Annotated in this window: 12 protein-coding genes; 10 read left to right on the top strand and 2 right to left on the bottom strand. The window is 37.9% G+C overall.

The genetic code is table 11. The annotated features are described in order from the left end of the window. Positions 1-5 precede the first annotated feature (5 nt). Complete coding sequence (locus R2Q70_RS01210) at positions 6-869, bottom strand: transglutaminase-like domain-containing protein (RefSeq protein WP_316805865.1); 864 nt, start codon at positions 867-869, stop codon at positions 6-8. Positions 870-913: 44 nt separating this feature from the next. Here R2Q70_RS01210 and R2Q70_RS01205 point away from each other — a divergent pair, with 44 nt between their 5' ends. The 6 genes from R2Q70_RS01205 (at position 914) to R2Q70_RS01180 (ending at position 9,378) form a co-directional block, all read left to right on the top strand. Further along, positions 914-1,702, top strand: a complete 789-nt coding sequence (locus R2Q70_RS01205; RefSeq protein WP_316805864.1) for a class I SAM-dependent methyltransferase — start codon at positions 914-916, stop codon at positions 1,700-1,702. Positions 1,703-1,722: 20 nt separating this feature from the next. Continuing rightward, positions 1,723-2,382: a DUF1345 domain-containing protein gene (locus R2Q70_RS01200; RefSeq protein ID WP_316805863.1), complete on the top strand. Its 660-nt coding sequence runs from the start codon at positions 1,723-1,725 to the stop codon at positions 2,380-2,382. A gap of 582 nt (positions 2,383-2,964) precedes the next feature. Continuing rightward, positions 2,965-3,333, top strand: a complete 369-nt coding sequence (locus tag R2Q70_RS01195; protein ID WP_316805862.1) for a BlaI/MecI/CopY family transcriptional regulator — start codon at positions 2,965-2,967, stop codon at positions 3,331-3,333. After that, positions 3,330-4,880, top strand: a complete 1,551-nt coding sequence (locus tag R2Q70_RS01190; RefSeq protein ID WP_316805861.1) for a M56/M15 family metallopeptidase — start codon at positions 3,330-3,332, stop codon at positions 4,878-4,880. Before R2Q70_RS01195 ends, R2Q70_RS01190 begins: the two co-directional genes overlap by 4 nt. An 11-nt stretch (positions 4,881-4,891) precedes the next feature. Then, a complete protein-coding gene (locus R2Q70_RS01185) occupies positions 4,892-6,994 on the top strand; it encodes a M56 family metallopeptidase (RefSeq protein WP_316805860.1) in 2,103 nt (700 codons plus the stop codon). Continuing rightward, entirely contained in the window at positions 6,994-9,378 is a 2,385-nt protein-coding gene (locus R2Q70_RS01180) for an outer membrane beta-barrel protein (RefSeq protein ID WP_316805859.1), read from the top strand. Before R2Q70_RS01185 ends, R2Q70_RS01180 begins: the two co-directional genes overlap by 1 nt. Before the next feature lie 211 nt (positions 9,379-9,589). On the opposite strand, the gene R2Q70_RS01175 is transcribed toward R2Q70_RS01180, so the two are convergent. Continuing rightward, a complete protein-coding gene (locus tag R2Q70_RS01175; protein WP_316805858.1) occupies positions 9,590-10,717 on the bottom strand; it encodes a polymerase in 1,128 nt (375 codons plus the stop codon). Positions 10,718-11,087: 370 nt separating this feature from the next. On the opposite strand from R2Q70_RS01175, the gene R2Q70_RS01170 reads away from it, so the two are divergent. From R2Q70_RS01170 to nrfD, 4 genes are all read left to right on the top strand, one after another. Next, complete coding sequence (locus R2Q70_RS01170) at positions 11,088-12,068, top strand: deoxyhypusine synthase family protein (protein ID WP_316805857.1); 981 nt, start codon at positions 11,088-11,090, stop codon at positions 12,066-12,068. Positions 12,069-12,321: 253 nt separating this feature from the next. After that, positions 12,322-13,617, top strand: a complete 1,296-nt coding sequence (locus tag R2Q70_RS01165; RefSeq protein WP_316805856.1) for a c-type cytochrome — start codon at positions 12,322-12,324, stop codon at positions 13,615-13,617. Between the two features lie 48 nt (positions 13,618-13,665). After that, positions 13,666-16,686 (top strand): TAT-variant-translocated molybdopterin oxidoreductase, encoded by a 3,021-nt coding sequence (locus tag R2Q70_RS01160; RefSeq protein ID WP_316805855.1) that lies wholly within the window; start codon positions 13,666-13,668, stop codon positions 16,684-16,686. Between the two features lie 26 nt (positions 16,687-16,712). Further along, entirely contained in the window at positions 16,713-18,185 is a 1,473-nt protein-coding gene (nrfD, locus tag R2Q70_RS01155) for an NrfD/PsrC family molybdoenzyme membrane anchor subunit (protein ID WP_316805854.1), read from the top strand.

The raw sequence follows: 18,185 nt of genomic DNA, 5'->3' as shown, positions 1-18,185 counted from the left end.
GTTTTTTATGGTTCAGCAATAATATTTTGCAATTCGGTGAGTTCTGCAACCTTTTCCGTAGCGCCGGCATTTTCATAAGCAGAAATTAAATTCCTAATTACACGGCGGATAATATCGGTATTGCTGCAGGGGCGGTAATATTCTGGTAAAGATTCTAAGTTCAGCTGACGTAAAAATTGATCTACATCGTGTTTGCCGAATATATTTCCGCGGTTAAAAGCATTGATGTAAAACAGCACACCATATTCAGTGCCCTCCTGTTTACTTTCATCAATAAAGCCTAAAATGAAATGCTGCGGAAGGTTAATGCCATAAATAGGTAAATCCAGTTTCTGCGCCAGCGTAGAATAAATAATCGCCAACGAAATCTGGTTGCCTTTTTTGCTTTCTAAAACCTGGTTTAAATAAGAGTTTTGAGGATCGTGGTGGTTTTTTGTATTCCCGCCAAAACCATATTGCTGGTACAAAATATGGTTAATCAGTTTTACTTTTTCAACCGAACTCATTTCATATTGCAAACCTAACCAGATGTCCCTTTTAATTTCTTCTATCTGGTTAATTACTTTTTGTTCATCTAAATCCGGGTATTGGTAACGGTTAATGATTAAAGCACCCTGCAACAAATCAAAAGCACCACTCAGGTACCAAAGATTTAAATCTTCTTTAACTGTGTTAAACTGAATTTGATGTACGATGTTCTCAATCCGCTCCTGCAGCAGACCATCGAAAGATTGTTCCCATGCATTTTCAAGGTAATGGATTACCTCGCCACCATATTCAAGAAGTTTTTGTTCCACATGTTGATAAACTTCCTCATCAGGATCATCCAACAATTTTACCAAAGCACTTATCTCAGCGATATTTTCCATAAAACATACACACGTTTGCCGCGTTTAATTACTTTTGCAATATTATGCTATTTCAATTTATTACCGACTATCTTAAACACCGTTTCACAGCGAAAACCCGTCATGGAACGCACTCACCATTTGTTTATAAGCTAGCTGATGAGGTAATTTACGATTTTACTGATAAATCTCCATACCAAAACATAGAACAGCAACGAAAAAAACTTTTTTCTGACGATTCTGCCATTACCGTAACTGATTTAGGTGCGGGTTCTCATCTTAACAAAAACCGAACTAAAAAAGTAAGTCAGATTGCTAAAAATGCCTTGAAAAGTCCACGATTGGCGAAGTTGATTTATCGTTTAGCGCAGGATACGAATCCGAAAACAGTTATTGAATTGGGTACCTGTTTGGGCGTTACCTCATCTTATTTGGCAAAAGCTTGTCCTGATGCTGAAGTTATTACCATTGAAGGTTGCCCGCAAACTGCTGAAGTAGCAAAAAATAACTTTCAGCAGCTCGATTTGAACAACATTGAGTTGCATGTAGGTAATTTTGATTTGATCTTGCCTGATATCATTGCCAAGCAGCCCACACTCGATTTCGTTTACATTGATGGAAACCACCGAAAAGATGCCACTTTAAATTATTTCAAGTGGTGCCTGCCCAAAGTAACCGAAAATTCTTTGCTGATTTTTGATGATATTTACTGGAGCGAGGGAATGAAAGAAGCCTGGACGGAAATAAAAAACCATCCTGATGTTACGGTAACGGTTGATTTATTTTGGATAGGCCTGGTGTATTTCAAAAAAGGCCAGGCAAAAGAACATTTTAAGTTAAAATTCAATCAATAAAATTTTAATGCTTAAGCAAAATGAAAATTGAACCTAAACTTGATGGTATTCAGAAGCTATCAGCCATGTACATTTTGCTGATCAGTGTTTTTGCAGGCATTTTGGGCTATTTAGTTTCTCTGGCATTAAACATGGATGTTTTAACACACATCATGTTTGGTTGGGATGTTTTCTGCTTACTGCTTATTTCATTGCACTGGTACATGTTTTTTAACACCTCAGCATCAGAAACGCACCTTAAAGCCCGGATGCAGGATGAAACCCGTGGAGAAATTTTTGCGATTGTTGTGGTATCTACTTTTGCAGGGTTATTGGCTGTTGTTTTACTATTAATTAATAAAGACATTGAACCAGTTGATCTCATCGTCGCCATTTCCGGAATGTTTTTGTCGTGGTTTTTGGTGCATACCACTTTCGGCATGCGTTATGCACATCTCTATTATGGCGATAGCGAAACAAATAAAGGCTCAGGTTTGGATTTTCCAGGCGATGATGAACCAGACTTTATAGATTTTGCCTATTTCTCTTTCGTATTGGGCATGACTTTCCAGGTATCTGACGTCGAAATTTCATCTCGAAAAATCCGTCGGCTTTCCCTTTTGCATAGCCTTATTGCCTTTATCTTTAACACTGTTATAGTTGCTTTAACAATAAACGCTCTGGCTGGGTTGAGCAAATAATACGTTCTGTTGAATTGAATTTTCGATTATTTTTGGAAATTAACGGTTCTGAGTTAATGGCGGTTTTCAGTCCCGCTCCCGTTTCTGCCCCAATGAAAAATTGTGGCATTCACTTCGATCGGGTTTAGGTACAGCAGGCGGTGCTTATCGCCCGCTCATCATTGCAAAAACGATTTATGGTCTATAACAATTTCACTGCCTGATTCGAATTTCCGGAATGAGATTATTATGTTTTGCGACATCGTACAGAACTTAAGTGCTACTTACGAAACCGTTGTCAGTCTGAGCTTGTCGAAGACCTTTTTTAACATTCAGAAACAAAATAGTGATTGAAACAAGGGGTGGGCAAACAATCCTAAGAATTCCCTGCTCAGTTTTTAAACCCGACAGCCGCGGCAGCCCCGAGTTTTTCACGAGGGCTATAGCAAATGGCGGGGCTTTCGTAGCCAAAAACTCGAAGCTTTCATTTTCTGGTAAAAATTAATAGATTGAAAATCAATCAATTGTATTTTAAAACTGAAAAATAAGTTATATAACTTTTTAATTAGTTGTATAACTGAAAAATAAGTTATAAGTTTGAGTATGGAAGAATTAACCAAAGCAGAAGAGCGCATTATGCAGGTTTTATGGAAATTGCAGAAGGCTTTTGTAAAAGACATTATTGATGAGTTGGATGAAGAGCCGAAACCACCTTATAATACAATTTCATCAATTGTGAGGCTCCTTGAAAAGAAAGGATACATCAATTACAAGGCTTATGGAAAAACGTATGAATATTTTCCTGCAATAACGAAAGATGCATACACTAGAACAACTTTTTCAAAGATGTTTTCAGGGTATTTCGATAGTTCGCCGGCAAATCTTTTATCGTTTATGGTGAAAGAAGAAAAGTTAAGTGAAAAAGATATAGAAGAAATTAAAAAGCTCATCAGTGAAAATGCTAAGTCATGATTTTAATTTATTTATTAAAGGTTTCAGCCTGTACAGTTATTTTCTTCGCTACCTATCAGGTTTTGTTATCGAAACTTACCTTTTTTAAACTTAACCGTTTATATCTGCTGTCGGCAATTATCTTTAGTTTTTTGATTCCTGCTTTAACCGTAGAAAGCACGAGGGAAGTAGTGGTACAAAAACAAGAGTTGCTTACCCAAGTGGCTTATGGTAAAGGCGAAACTACCGAGACGGATTTTGAAGGCGGCGGTGCCACTACAAATCATCAGATAGATTGGAGCCAAACGCTTACTATTTTATATTTTTTTATTGCAGCAGGCTTAATGCTTCGAACATTATGGATGATCGGTTATGTTAGCTTTTCGATACGAAAAAGTGTTTCTTCAAAGGTTGGTACTTTGGTGTATGTGCCAGCGGATTCAGCGATTAAAAACTGCTCATTTTTAAACAAAATTATTGTTGACGAATCATTAGGAGAGCCTGAGCAGAAATTGGTGATTAGCCATGAAATGGCTCATGTGGTTCAGGCCCATGCCATTGATAAATTATTAATCAATTTTATTGCCTGCATTTTATGGTTTAATCCAATTATATACTTCTGGAGAAATGCGATGGCGCATAACCACGAATTTTTGGCCGATGAAGCCGTTTTGAAATTAGCGGATAGAAATTTGTATGCATCGCTTCTGCTGAATCTGGCCACGCCACCAACTAACACCATCGTAAACAGTTTTAGCAAACTTCCACTTAAAAATAGAATTACGATGATGTATAAAAAGCCGAATTCTAGTTTGCGCAAGCTGCTTTATTTCTTAGCAGTTCCAGTCGTTTTGCTTTGCATTGTAGCCTTCATCAACCGCAAGGAGATAATTGTTCAGCGAAATGTTGATGGAGTAAACCAGTCTTTCTCATCTCTTGCTGCTAATCAGAATCAGTTTTATAAAACCAGTATAGTGCTTAACCCGAATGCAAAACCAGCATTTAAAGAAACTGAAGTGGTTTTAGTGTTAGATGCCGGGCATGGAGGAAAAGATGGCGCATCGGTAGCGCTCGATGGGCAGCGGGAAAAGGATATGAACCTTAGGGCAGTAAAAATTCTAAAAGAAGAAGCTGTAAAAAGAGGTATAAAAGTACGCCTAACCAGAAATAGCGATGAATTTGTTTCACTTCGCGATCGTTTACCCCTTCAAGCTGCAACTGCTTTTATTTCCATTCACCATAACGCAACGCCTAAAGGTGCTGCGGTAGTTTTTGGAGGGATAGAGGTTTACGTTTCCAAATTAAACAGCAACATTAAAATTGCAGAAGAATTGGGAGCGGGCATTTTAAGTAAACTCAAGCAAGGGCGTGGCATCGCCGTCCAGGATTCTCTGAAAAACGCCAGTCTGCTTCTTTTGCGGGAATCTAAAACACCTGCGGTTTTAATTGAACTGGGAAATATTACCGACCAGAAGAGTTTGGATTTTATTAAGCAGGAAGCTAATCTGCGTAAAATCAGCAATTTGATTTTGGATGGTTTTGTAGTGTTTTCTAAACGTGGCTGCTAAAATTATAGATGATGGAATGGTTAATATATTTGCTTAAAGTAAGTGCCTGCACCGTTTGTTTTTTTGCGGTATATCTGCTGGTATTGAAAAAACTAACTTTCTTTAAATTCAACAGGTTTTATCTGCTCGGATCGTTGGTTTGTAGTTTGATTATCCCGGCTTTACAGTTCGAGCTTAAACGCGAAATACTGGTGCCGGAAATCAGGGAATGGAGCGAAAAGCCTCAACACGAGACACTAAGTGATGAGCCTTTCCAGATGGTGCAGCCTTTGGCAATTGACTATCAGCCGCAACAGGTAACTGAAATAGACTGGAATATAATCGGTTTTTACGCTTACCTGAGCATTTCTGCAATGCTGTTATTGGTTTGCATCTGGCGTTTGTTTGATCTGTTGAAATATGCAAAAAGTTCTAAGCAAATTGATGGATTAAAGTTGATATCCAAAACCGAAGGTTTTACCAATTGCTCGTTTTTCAATTACGTTTTTATAAATGATCAGCTGAGCGAAAGCGAATTGCAGGTTTTATTAAGGCATGAAAAGGTTCATGTGCAGCAGTTTCATTCAATAGATAAGTTGCTGCTTATGCTATTTAAAGCTTTGTTTTGGTTTAATCCTGTAGTATATCTTTTTGATAAGGCGGTAGAGCAAAACCATGAATATGAAGCGGATGAGATTACTTCATCGGGCTGCGGCAATCAGGCTTACGCTCATTTACTTTTGAAACTGGCTGTTGCCAAAAGTGATATGCCGCTCATTCACAATTTTGTGAAAAGCCCGATTAAGGACCGAATTAAAATGTTGTTTAACTCAAAATCTAAAAACATGAAGAAATTAACGTATTTGTTGGCATTGCCGGTGGCATTGGGATTGGTTTGGCTATTCGCAGTGGAAATAGTTTATGCGCAATCGGTTTCAAAAAAGGATGTTTCATCACAGGATTCATCAAAAAATAAAGTTCCAAAATATCATGAATTGGCTTTGCCAAATGTGAAACAAACCGATCCTTATTTTACCTCTAAAGAATATTTGGAATTGAAGGAAATCTCTGAACTTGCAATTGGAAAAACCTTAAATGGTATCATAAATGAAAATTATAAGTCGAAATCTAAAATTGGTTTCGATGATGGTAAATTATTCAAATCGCAAGGCATAACTTACATTCTGCCAAAAATGTATTTGGGGCAGCAAACGCTAAATCTTTTAGAAACAGGTGATGAATTAAAAATTGTTGTTGCTTCAACCGGTTTTACCAGAGGTGAAAATTTCGTTTGCATTAAACCGAAGCAAATTTTTGCCGGGAATAAACTTATTTATCAAATGCCCGAACCCGAAGTTTACCCATTTCTGTATGAGGCAAATAGAGTGAGGTTTAACGACGGAAAAATCACAAGTATAATCTCTTCAGGGGATAAAAGGATTGTTAATGTAAATGCAAACGGCTACATTTTTAAATTGATGGTAAATAAATCACAAACGGATTTAGCGTATTTAAACGATTTTAAAAAAGGTGATGATGTGAGGTTAAGATTTGTGCATGAAGTGAAAACCGGAGCTAAATCTTATGCTATTAATGATTGGATTTCAATCTCTAAAAATATCAGAACATTTGGCGTTCAGAATAAAAAGTTGTTCTATAAATTTTATAAAGAAGATGGTCATCAAAAGGTGGCTACGTTAAAAAAGGATACTTCAAAAAAAACTTCATTAGCTATAGTTCCAAAGGATTTTTACTTGGCAACAGTTAATGGAGACAACAAATATAAGACTACGAATTCAGCAGATGCTGTGATTGAACTTAAATCACCGGGAAATGTTAACGGAGAGGTATTAAATGATAAAGCTCACCTTGATAAGAAGGTAGAATACAGAGCAGATTCTGTAAAATTTAATAAAAGTAAATCAATTGTTTACATGTTTGGAAATGTAGAGGTTACTTATGATGATGTAAAGATATCGGCTAATAGAGCTATCTATTATTCAAAAAATAGCCTGCTCAAAGCTTCCAATTCTACAATTTATCCAAACAACCAAAAAAAGATCAAAGCAGATAGTATTTACTACGATGTGAAAACTTCTAAAGCCAAGTTATTCGGCGCTGATTTAAATCGCTAATGCATAAATTATTATTCGGAATTACCTTATTGTTCATCCTGATTGCTTCAGGTGTTCAGGCGCAGTTCAAAATCGTCGGAACATCGCTTAAAGAAAACAATTTAGATCAGGCATCAGTTTCCATCAAGCTAACTAATGCGGGCAACAAATCAATTTATACCCAATCAGATAGTTTAGGGAATTATGCTTTTGTGAATTTGCCAGCAGGAAAATATACCATGGTTTTCTCCGCAATCAATTACCTTAACCAGCAAAGCAGTTTTCAATTGCGAAGCGATACTTCCATTAATGTTAAGCTAAAGGAAAATAACCAAATGCTTGCCGATGTGCAAATCCATTCAAAGAAACCTTTGTTGGAAAAAAGGATCGATCGGACAGTTTTTAACGTGGAAAACAGCGTTGCAGCTATTGGAACCGATGCGCTTGAGTTGCTGTCCAAAGTGCCTGGTGTCAGGGTAATGAATGATCAGGTTTCATTAGTGGGAAAGGGCGCCGTTAATGTCATGATTAACGATAAACTCATTCAGCTTAGTCAGGATGATTTATCAAACTACCTTAAATCTATTTCTTCTGATCAGATTTCAAAAATTGAGGTCATTACGAATCCACCGGCCAAATATGATGCTCAGGGAAATAACGGTTTGATCAATATCGTACTTAAGAAAGTTACTGTCGAAGGGTTTAGGGGATCAATAAATACGGTTTTCACAAAAGCTACGCATCCCACGGTTTCTGCTGGAGGAAATCTCAGTTATCGTAAAGATAAAATCACACTTAATTCTACTTTTAATATTCGCAAAGGTTCAATTGTACCTTTTGAGCAAAGCACCATTTTTTATCCCAACCAAACCTGGAATGTGATTAATAAGGATCGAAATTTCAGAACGGTGCCCAGCGGACAAATTGGATTGGACTATCAAATCTCGAAAAAAACGTTGCTGGGCTTATCCTACAATGGCGGATTAACCAATTTTCATTCGGAAGAAAACATTAAAACAAACGTTATTCATCCTAACGGAAAATTAGATTCTCTGTTAAATTCTGATGCGAATGCAAAAATCAGATCGAATTTCAATGCAGCAAATCTTTACCTCAAGCAATCGTTGGATTCAATAGGAAAGCAACTCATCATCAATGCCGATTGGTTTAAATTTGATGATGATAAAAGTCGTTTTTTTAACAATCAAAGTTATTTCTCGGATGGATCGCTAATTCCAAACTCATTTGCTGAATATTTATCTGCCAGCAAACAAAATATAGACTTATACACTCTTAAGGCTGATATTGATTTGCCTTTTAAAACTTTTAAGCTTGCTGTTGGGGCTAAACTGAGTTTCATCCACAATGAAAGTGATGTTGCCTTCTACGAAAAAAAGAATGAAGTTTATGATCTCGACTTAAACCAGAGTAATGTATTCACCTATCGGGAACATACGCAAGCACTTTATGCAAATGTGAATAAAACCATTCAGAAGTGGGACTTTCAGATTGGACTAAGAGGAGAATATACCCAAATTGATGGTGTTTCCGTTAACCAGCGGAATGAAAACAGTTACTTTCAGTTGTTTCCAACCTTATACGTAGTATATCGGGCAACAGATCAAAGTATCTGGAATATCAACTACGGAAGAAGAATTAACAGACCTGCTTACCGGAAATTAAACCCTTTCCGTTGGTACAGCAACCCGTTTGTGTATGCCGAAGGTAATCCGTTTTTGCAGCCATCATACAATAACAATGTCGAAATTTCACATGCTTACAAAAGTATATTCATCAGCACTTTCTCTTTTAGCAATACTCAAAACGGTTTTAATGATGTGAATTTTATTGATGCGAGCTCCAATACGCAAGCATCAAAGCCTGTTAACTTTATCACCGGGTATCAATATCAGTTGAGCAACTCAATTGTGCTAAATCCGTTTAAGAACTGGCAAACCACCAATCAGTTTGATGTTTTTTACAGTGTTTCTAACTCAAGCATTATCCAAACCTTATCAAACTTAGAAGGCGCCGGAGCGTATTTTTCTACGTTAAATCAATTCACTTTTAATAAATCGAAAACTATTCTGGCTGATGTTAATTTCTGGTATCAATTTCCAACGGTAGAAGGATTGAATGAAAATAAAAGCCAGTGTAATCTTGATTTTGGTTTTAAAACTTTGCTGCTGAATAAAAAACTTCAGTTATCGCTGAATGCAAATGATATTTTTAAAATGAATAAGTATCGGTATAGTAGTTTGATCAATAACATCAGGCAGGAATACAGTAACTATTACGATGCGAGACAAATCCGCTTTACCGCCCGGTTTAATTTTGGTAATGAGAAAATCAAATCACAGGAAAGAAAAGCTGGAAATGACGAGGAGCGGAGGAGAAGTAAATGATGGGAGAGGTAAGATGGAGGATAGAAAATGGACAATTTGCCCGTCATTGCGATCCCGATTTTACATCGGGAGAAGCAATCTCATCGTGAAAACTATTTTTTTGAGAAGAGATTGCTTCGTGCCTTTCAATGACGATCGCTCTAGAGTACATTTATATCTATAGATTATTTTTTAGGATGATTAGACTCTTCCATCAAACATTTTCCATCTACTAAAATGCTTCGGCAATGCTGATATAAAATCCACTCTGACGTTTTTCATTCGGACGCTTCTCTCCAATGCCATAATCTAAGCGAACGCTAATTCCTTTTTCAGGATCGAAGAAATACCGGAAACCGGCGCCGTAGTTGGGTTTGAAAGCATCTTTCGAGAAATCGTCAACTCCCCAAACTGTTCCCGTACCACCAAAAACAGTGGCCCCAAAACGGCTGCTGTAACGATAACGCAGCTCAGCTTGAAAAGCCAGTAAATTTTTATCGCGGTAACGGCCGCCATAATAACCCCGCATCATCTCATCATTACCCATTTGTGGCAACAAATAAATTGGGGTGTTATTGCCAATTACGGTATTGTACAGGCCTTGCACACCAACAGCGAAGCTTTTGTTTAATCTCCAGAAATTTCGGGCATCAATTTTTATCTGACTGCCGGTAAAGTTGCCCGCTGAAAAAATATCTGGCGCATATTGGTAGGTTCCCCTGATAAAAAAGCCTTTGGTAGTATAGTTATTATTGTTTCGGGCGTCATAACTCTGCGAAACGCCAAGGTATAAAACGCTTCCGGTTCTGTTGTTATAATATGGATCTTTACTGAAAATGCCATCTGCAACCACATCTCTATATTCGTAATTTTCGAAACCTAGTGATACTCCGGTATAAGCTTTGGGCAACAACTGTTTTTCGGCTTGCAACAAAACTTTAATTTGTTGCTGGATCAGCTTGTCTTCATTCGCTTCGTCTGTGCTGTTACCGATGCCGTAAAAGTTGAAAGGCATGCGTTTGAAACGCAGTTCGCCAATATAATGAAGCTTATTTCCTTTACCCCAAATATCAATCAGCGAGCTCATGTTATAGGCTTTCAATGTAGAATAATTGAGGTTTAGTGTTAACGATGATGATCGGTTTGTGGTATCAAGGCGGTCTGCATAAAAACCAACAATAGCACCAACACCAAATTGAAAACCTGTTTCCTGGGCATAACCAAAGGATGGGATAGGTAAAAAGCTGGCCTTACGCAACGTGTCTTTCTCGTTAGAAAGCAGCTTTTTAATCAACTTCATTTGAGCAAATGAGCTTCCAGATAGTATCACAAATAACAGGAGCAAGCAAAGTTTTTTCATTGCCGCAAATTAACTGAATTTTTATTTAAGATTTATTTCCTGCCAGTTGCTAGTGCATTTTATGACGGTAGCTTAGAAATCATTAACAGTAGTAATGGCCAGGCCACCTAAACCGGATTGACGGGGAAAGCGGCCAATTTTTCATTGGGCCTTGAACCAAAAGCCGGACTAACTTTAATCATGATACAACAATTGCTTTCCGAGAAAAACATCTTTCGGCTTTCCTCGGGATGAAAATAGCGTAGAGAATTTATCAATCATTTGAATTGCTTAATCACTTCCCAACGTTAAGCTCGCAACTGCAAACACTTTTAATGTTTTATCGTTTCGGGCTAAATGCCTACTTTTGCGCAAAACAATACAAAACAAAATGAGCAATACAAGAGGACCAATATCTCAGTTCATGGAGCGTAATTACCTCCATTTTAATGCTGCGGCAATGATGGATGCGGCTAAAGGTTATGAAACGCATTTAGATGAAGGTGGTAAAATGATGATCACGCTTGCTGGTGCAATGAGTACTGCTGAATTGGGAATTTCACTTGCAGAAATGATCCGTCAAGATAAAGTGGCCATTATTTCTTGTACAGGTGCCAACCTTGAAGAAGATATTATGAATCTGGTAGCGCACTCACATTACAAACGTGTGCCTAACTATCGCGATTTGAGCCCGCAAGATGAGTGGGATTTGTTAGAAAACCATTATAACCGTGTTACGGATACCTGTATCCCTGAAGAGGAAGCTTTCCGTCGTTTGCAAAAGCACATTCACAAAATCTGGAAAGATGCAGATACCGCAGGAGAAAGATATTTTCCACATGAGTTTATGTATAAAATGTTGTTAAGTGGCGATTTAGAGCAATACTATGAAATTGATCCAAAAAATTCATGGATGCTGGCTGCAGCTGAAAAGAATTTGCCAATTGTTGTTCCGGGATGGGAAGACTCAACAATGGGTAACATCTTCGCTTCGTATGTAATGAAACAGGAGCTAAAAGCAACAACGATGAAAAGCGGTATTGAATATATGGGTTGGTTAGCCGATTGGTATATTGCTAATAGTGACGGTAAAGGAATCGGTTTCTTTCAGATTGGTGGTGGTATTGCCGGCGATTTTCCTATTTGCGTAGTGCCAATGTTATATCAGGATATGGAAATGGAAAATATTCCGTTCTGGAGCTATTTCTGCCAGATATCAGATTCTACAACTTCTTACGGATCGTATTCAGGCGCAGTGCCGAATGAGAAAATTACCTGGGGCAAATTAGACATTCATACGCCTAAATTTATTGTAGAAAGTGATGCAACAATTGTAGCGCCGCTAATGTTTGCGTGGATATTGAAACAATAATTATAAATCTTAGTAAAACCAAATTGGTTTTCTTAATGCCCGTTGGAGATGGATTCGAAAATGGGCATTTTTCTTAGCTGACGAGCCTGAATCGGCGTTTGTTTAGAATGATTATAAATTGTATTTCACGTCAGTATTATGTCATGGGATTTATTAATAAGTTATACTTTTGTTCAAGTTTTGATGGGGCTATATCAGTTCAGGCATCAATTTCACAACAAAAAGTAAATTAAATAAGTATAAAGTGTTCATTATGAGAGATATCTCGATGATTTTAAAAAGCGTTTGGAAGTCGTTATTCGTGTTTTCAGCAGTTACTGTAATGGCGGTTTCAACCGTTAGTGCGCAGGATGCTAAAGAAGGGAGAACGCTTTTCAGGGCTAAATGTTCATCATGCCATGCGTTAGATGCCAAATTAATAGGTCCTGCTTTAACAGGGGTGAGCGATCGCCACTCAGAAGAATTCCTTTTAAAATGGATTCCTAATTCACAAGGTATGATTGCTGCCGGTAATCCGGAAGCTGTGAAATTGTTTAACGAAAATGGAAAAGTAGCAATGACTTCTTTCCCTGAGTTAGATGAGGAAAAGGTAAAAAGCATCTTAGCTTATATCAAGGAAGGTGAACCAAAACCAGCTGCGGGTGCTGCAGGCGCTGCTGCTCCGAAAGATGACACTACTTCAGGTTTATCTATCGCTGGTATCATTGCCATTGTATTAGTAGGTATTGTAATTTTAGTAATCTTAGGTCGTGCATCTAAATTATTAGAGCGATTAATTCTGCAAAAACAAGGTATTGAAATTGAAGAAGATGTGCCTTTAGCGGTAGGTGTTCGTAAAATGTTCAAAAACAAGAAGTTCGTGATGTTCTTCATTTTATGTTTGATCATTTGCTTAGGTTCATTTGGTTGGATGGGTATGTGGGATACAGGTGTTCACACCGGTTATCAGCCAGTACAGCCAATTAAATTCTCACACGAATTACACGCAGGTATCAATCAAATCGATTGTCAATACTGCCACAACGGTGCGTTTAAATCTAAAAATGCTACCATTCCATCATTAAATGTTTGTATGAACTGCCACAAAGCTGTTCAGGCAAGAGATAATTATGATGGTGAGATTTCTCCAGAGATCAAGAAAATCTACAATGCGTTAGGTTACGATCCTGAAACTCAGCAATATGATAAGAGCAAAGAGAAACCGATGGAGTGGGTGCGTGTACATAACCTGCCAGATTTTGCTTACTTCAATCACTCTCAACACGTAGTGGTTGCAGAAGATGCAATTCGTAAAGCAAAAGGTTTACAACCAACAGAACCTGTATGTTTCGCATGTCACGGTCCGGTTAATACGATGGAAGAAATTTATCAATATTCTCCATTAACCATGAAATGGTGTATTAACTGCCACAAGGAAACTGATATTTCTGGTCAGAAAAATAATGCTTTCTACGCTAAAGTTATCGAAGCGCATGAGAAAATTAAAAAAGGCGAGAAAGTTACACCAGCGTTATTGGGTGGTTTAGAGTGTGGTAAATGCCACTATTAATAGATAGAGTTTAGTAAGAACGTTCGAATAAACAGTAATATAGCTTAAATGGAAAGCAACAAAAAATACTGGAAAGGCTTAGAGGAGTATAACAATACACCCGATTTTGTTAAAAATAACAAAAACGAATTTGCCGAGCCACTTCCAATAGAAGATGTTTTAAATGAAGCAGGGTTAAGTACCGTTACCCCACGCCGCGACTTTTTAAAGGCGTTAGGTTTTGGTTTAGGTGCAGTTACTTTAGCTGCATGTCAAAGTGCCCCTGTTCATAAATCTATTCCTTACCTGGTAAAACCTGAAGAGGTTACGCCTGGTATTCCTAACTATTATACTTCGAGCTTTAACGGCCAGAGTATTTTAGTTAAAACAAGAGAAGGTCGTCCGATCAAAATTGAACCAAATCCTAATGCAGGTCAATTCAATTGCGGTACGGATGCAAGAGCACAAGCTTCAGTTTTAGATTTATACGATGTTTCTAAATTAAAAGCACCTGTTCTTAAAAACGAAGAAACAACCTGGGCTAAGCTGGATAGTTTTGTGAAAGGCGAATTGGCAAAAGCACAAGCGGGTGGCAAAAAAATCCGTGTAGTAGCTTCTACAGTTAATAGTCCTTCAACAAATGCAGTTTTAGCACAGTTTATTACTAAATATCCTGCTGCTAAATTGGTTCAGTATGATGCTGTTTCTTATACAGGTATTATTCAAGCCAACCAAAATAGCTTCGGTAAAGCTGTATTACCAAAATACAATTTTGATAAAGCTGACTTAATTGTAAGTTTCAGTGCAGATTTCTTAGGTACCTGGATTAGTGGTGAAGAGTTTACTGCTCAATATACTGCTAACCGTAACTATAAATCTTTAGAAAATAAAAAAATGAGCCGCCACATTCAATTCGAAAGTGGTATGAGCTTAACAGGTACAAATGCTGATACACGTGTTCCTGTAAAATTATCTGAAGAAGGTCCTGCGTTAATTGCTTTATATAACGCCATTACTGGTCAGTCATTAGCTGGTGGTACTTTAGGAAACAACGCAACTGCTGATAAAGTAATTAAATTAGTAGCTAAAGAATTACTACAAAATAAAGGTAAAGGCCTCGTTGTTTGTGGTTCAAATGATGTTTCTACGCAGATTTTAGTAAATGCCATTAACTCCGCTATCGGAAGTTACGGTACTACGATCGATTTAGATAATCCTTGCTATTTATACGCTGGTAACGATGCTGAGTTTAATGGCTTAGTTGCTGAAATGAGCCGTGGAGAAGTTGGTGCTGTATTTTTCTTAAACAGTAACCCTGCTTACGATTTCATGAATTTTAAAGCATTTACTGATGCTTTAGCAAAAGTTCCTGCAAAAGTTTCATTCTCAGATCGTGCTGATGAAACAGCTTCACTTTGTGATGCCATTGCCATCAACCATAATTATTTAGAGTCATGGGGTGATGCAAATGCTTACGAAGGATATTATTCAATCGTTCAACCAACCATTAATCCGGTTTTCAACAGCCGCCAGGCTGAAGAAAGTTTATTGGTTTGGGCTGATGCTCCGGTTAAAGATTATTATCAGTTTGTTCGCAGTAACTGGGAAACCAAAATGTTGCCTGCACTTGGCTTAAAATGGAATGATGTTTTAGAAAAAGGTGTAGTTGCGGTAACTCCAAAAACTGCTGCAGCTTATTCTTTCACTCAATCTGTTACTGAAGTAGCAAGCAAAATTGTTTCGGCCAGCAAAGCTTTAGCTAAAGATATCGAGTTACAGGTTTACGAAAACATCCCAATGCGTGATGGTAAAAATGCAAACAATGCATTCTTGCAGGAGTTACCTGATCCGGTTTCTAAAGTAACCTGGGATAACTATGTTGCCTTAGCACCAAAACACGCTGAAAAATTAAAGATTAAAGAATTTGATGTAGTTACGGTTAAAGGTAGCAACGGATATTCAGTTGATCTTCCTGTATTGATCCAACCAGGACAAGCACAAGGAACTGCTTCTATCGCATTAGGTTACGGCCGTACCAAAGTTGGTAAAGCCGGTAACGATGTGGGTAAAAATGCTTTCCCTTTTGTTTCTTTTGTAAACGGAACCATGCAATATGCCACCAATGTAACCATTACTCCAACAGGAGGTTACTATGAATTGGCACAAACACAAACGCACCACTCTTTCGAAGGTCGTGCAGTAATTAAGGAAGCTACATTCAAAGAATACTTGAAAGATGCTTCTGCAGGTAACCACAAAGGTGAGCACAAAGATTACGATCTTTGGGATGCTTACGAAAAACCAGGAAATAACTGGGTAATGGCAATCGATTTGAATGCTTGTACAGGTTGTGGTTCTTGTATCGTTGCTTGTAACGTTGAAAATAATATTCCTGTTGTAGGTCGTGATGAGGTTCGCCGTCGTCGTGAAATGCACTGGATCCGTATTGATCGTTACTACAGCTACGAAACTAAAGATGGTGATGTAACTAAAGAAAAAGAAATCGCTAAGTTGGAAGACTTAGATCACGTTTCGGTTGTTCACCAGCCAATGTTGTGTCAACACTGTGATCACGCACCTTGCGAAACAGTTTGTCCGGTATTAGCAACTGTTCACTCATCAGATGGTTTAAACCACATGGCTTATAACCGTTGCGTAGGTACACGTTATTGTGCGAATAACTGTCCATACAAAGTTCGTCGTTTCAACTGGTTCAACTACTGGAATGATTCTCGTTTCGATAACTACTTAAATAATGAGTTTACTCAATTGGTATTAAATCCTGATGTTACTACACGTTCACGTGGGGTAATGGAAAAATGCTCAATGTGTATCCAACGTATTCAAGGTGGTAAATTGCAAGCTAAATTAGAGAAACGTCCATTAAAAGATGGCGATATCAAAATGGCTTGTCAGGAAGCTTGTTCAGCAAATGCGATCATATTTGGTGATTCAAACGATCCTAATTCAGAGGTTTCAAAAGCATTACGTTCTGAGCGTATCTACTACGTTTTGGAAGAGATCAATGTGAAACCGGGTATCGGATACATGACAAAAATTAGAAACACAGATACAACAGTACAAGCGTAAGCTTTAGTATAAAGAAAATACAAATTATGTCAGGACATAACGAATCAATACTTAGAGAACCATTAATTACCGGCGATAATATCACGTATGCAAAAATTACGGATGATATTTTAGGACCGGTAGAAAACAAGCCGAATAAGGCTTGGTGGATTGGTTTCATCGTTTCAGCATTAGGTGCTTTACTTTGGGTTGTAGCTGTGAGTTACACCTTTTGGAACGGTATCGGTGCATGGGGCTTAAATAAAACAGTTGGATGGGCATGGGATATCACCGGTTTCGTATGGTGGGTAGGTATCGGTCACGCCGGAACACTAATTTCAGCGGTACTATTACTTTTCCGTCAAAACTGGCGTAACTCAATCAACCGTTCGGCAGAGGCGATGACTATTTTCGCCGTTATCTGTGCGGCAACTTATGTTGTATCACACATGGGCCGTCCTTGGTTAGCTTATTGGGTATTACCATTACCAAATCAGTTCGGATCACTTTGGGTTAACTTTAACTCGCCATTGGTTTGGGATATGTTTGCCATCTCTACTTATTTCTCTGTATCATTATTATTCTGGTACACAGGTTTATTGCCAGATATTGCAACCATTCGCGACCGTGCAGTTGGAACACGCAGAAAAATCTATACCATCTTTTCTTTCGGTTGGACTGGCGGTGTTAAAACATGGCAACGTTTCGAAGCAGTATCATTAATTTTAGCAGGTATTTCAACACCTCTGGTACTTTCTGTACACACAATTGTATCAATGGACTTTGCAACATCAGTAATTCCTGGATGGCACACTACCATCTTCCCTCCATACTTCGTGGCAGGGGCGATTTTCTCAGGTTTTGCGATGGTATTAACTTTATTATTGGTAGCACGTAAAGTATTAGGTCTTGAGAACTACATCACCATGTTCCACATTGAGTCGATGAATAAAATCATCATCTTAACAGGTTCAATTGTAGGTGTGGCTTATTTAACTGAGTTCTTCATTGCATGGTATTCAGGTTCTGAATACGAGCAATACGCATTTATCAACCGTTCTACTGGTCCTTACTGGTGGTCATACTGGATGATGATGACTTGTAACGTAATCTCTCCGCAATTACTATGGTTCAAAAAAATCCGTTTAAGCATCAAAGCCACCTGGATTTTATCAATCGTGGTAAACGTAGGTATGTGGTTCGAACGTTTTGTAATTATTGTTACTTCATTACACCGTGATTATATTCCTTCAAGCTGGGCAATGTTTTATCCAACCTGGGTTGATGTGAGTGTATTCGTTGGTTCAATTGGATTATTCTTCACTTTATTCTTATTATTCTTAAGGGTATTGCCATCAATTGCAATTGCAGAGGTTAAGTTATTATTGAAAACTGCAAGTGAGCAATCTAAAATGAAACAGATTAAAGAAGGGCATGAGAATAAAGAGTACGTTGCAGAATACGTAGAGTCTTTACAGAAATTTGATAGTGTTAAACAAGAAGATTACGCAAAAATATAA

It is taken from the genome of Pedobacter agri, from assembly GCF_032678665.1.
GTDB classification, from domain to species: domain Bacteria; phylum Bacteroidota; class Bacteroidia; order Sphingobacteriales; family Sphingobacteriaceae; genus Pedobacter; species Pedobacter agri_A.
Note: the sequence above shows the minus strand (reverse complement) of the source record. Positions and strands in the feature narration are given on the sequence as shown.

Bases quoted from the DNA above. Each gene is read 5' to 3' on its own strand.
- R2Q70_RS01210 (WP_316805865.1), bottom strand. From the start codon at position 869: ATGGAAAATATCGCTGAGATAAGTGCTTTGGTAAAATTGTTGGATGAT.
- R2Q70_RS01205 (WP_316805864.1), top strand. From the start codon at position 914: ATGCTATTTCAATTTATTACCGACTATCTTAAACACCGTTTCACAGCG.
- R2Q70_RS01200 (WP_316805863.1), top strand. From the start codon at position 1,723: ATGAAAATTGAACCTAAACTTGATGGTATTCAGAAGCTATCAGCCATG.
- R2Q70_RS01195 (WP_316805862.1), top strand. From the start codon at position 2,965: ATGGAAGAATTAACCAAAGCAGAAGAGCGCATTATGCAGGTTTTATGG.
- R2Q70_RS01190 (WP_316805861.1), top strand. From the start codon at position 3,330: ATGATTTTAATTTATTTATTAAAGGTTTCAGCCTGTACAGTTATTTTC.
- R2Q70_RS01185 (WP_316805860.1), top strand. From the start codon at position 4,892: ATGGAATGGTTAATATATTTGCTTAAAGTAAGTGCCTGCACCGTTTGT.
- R2Q70_RS01180 (WP_316805859.1), top strand. From the start codon at position 6,994: ATGCATAAATTATTATTCGGAATTACCTTATTGTTCATCCTGATTGCT.
- R2Q70_RS01175 (WP_316805858.1), bottom strand. From the start codon at position 10,717: ATGAAAAAACTTTGCTTGCTCCTGTTATTTGTGATACTATCTGGAAGC.
- R2Q70_RS01170 (WP_316805857.1), top strand. From the start codon at position 11,088: ATGAGCAATACAAGAGGACCAATATCTCAGTTCATGGAGCGTAATTAC.
- R2Q70_RS01165 (WP_316805856.1), top strand. From the start codon at position 12,322: ATGAGAGATATCTCGATGATTTTAAAAAGCGTTTGGAAGTCGTTATTC.
- R2Q70_RS01160 (WP_316805855.1), top strand. From the start codon at position 13,666: ATGGAAAGCAACAAAAAATACTGGAAAGGCTTAGAGGAGTATAACAAT.
- nrfD (WP_316805854.1), top strand. From the start codon at position 16,713: ATGTCAGGACATAACGAATCAATACTTAGAGAACCATTAATTACCGGC.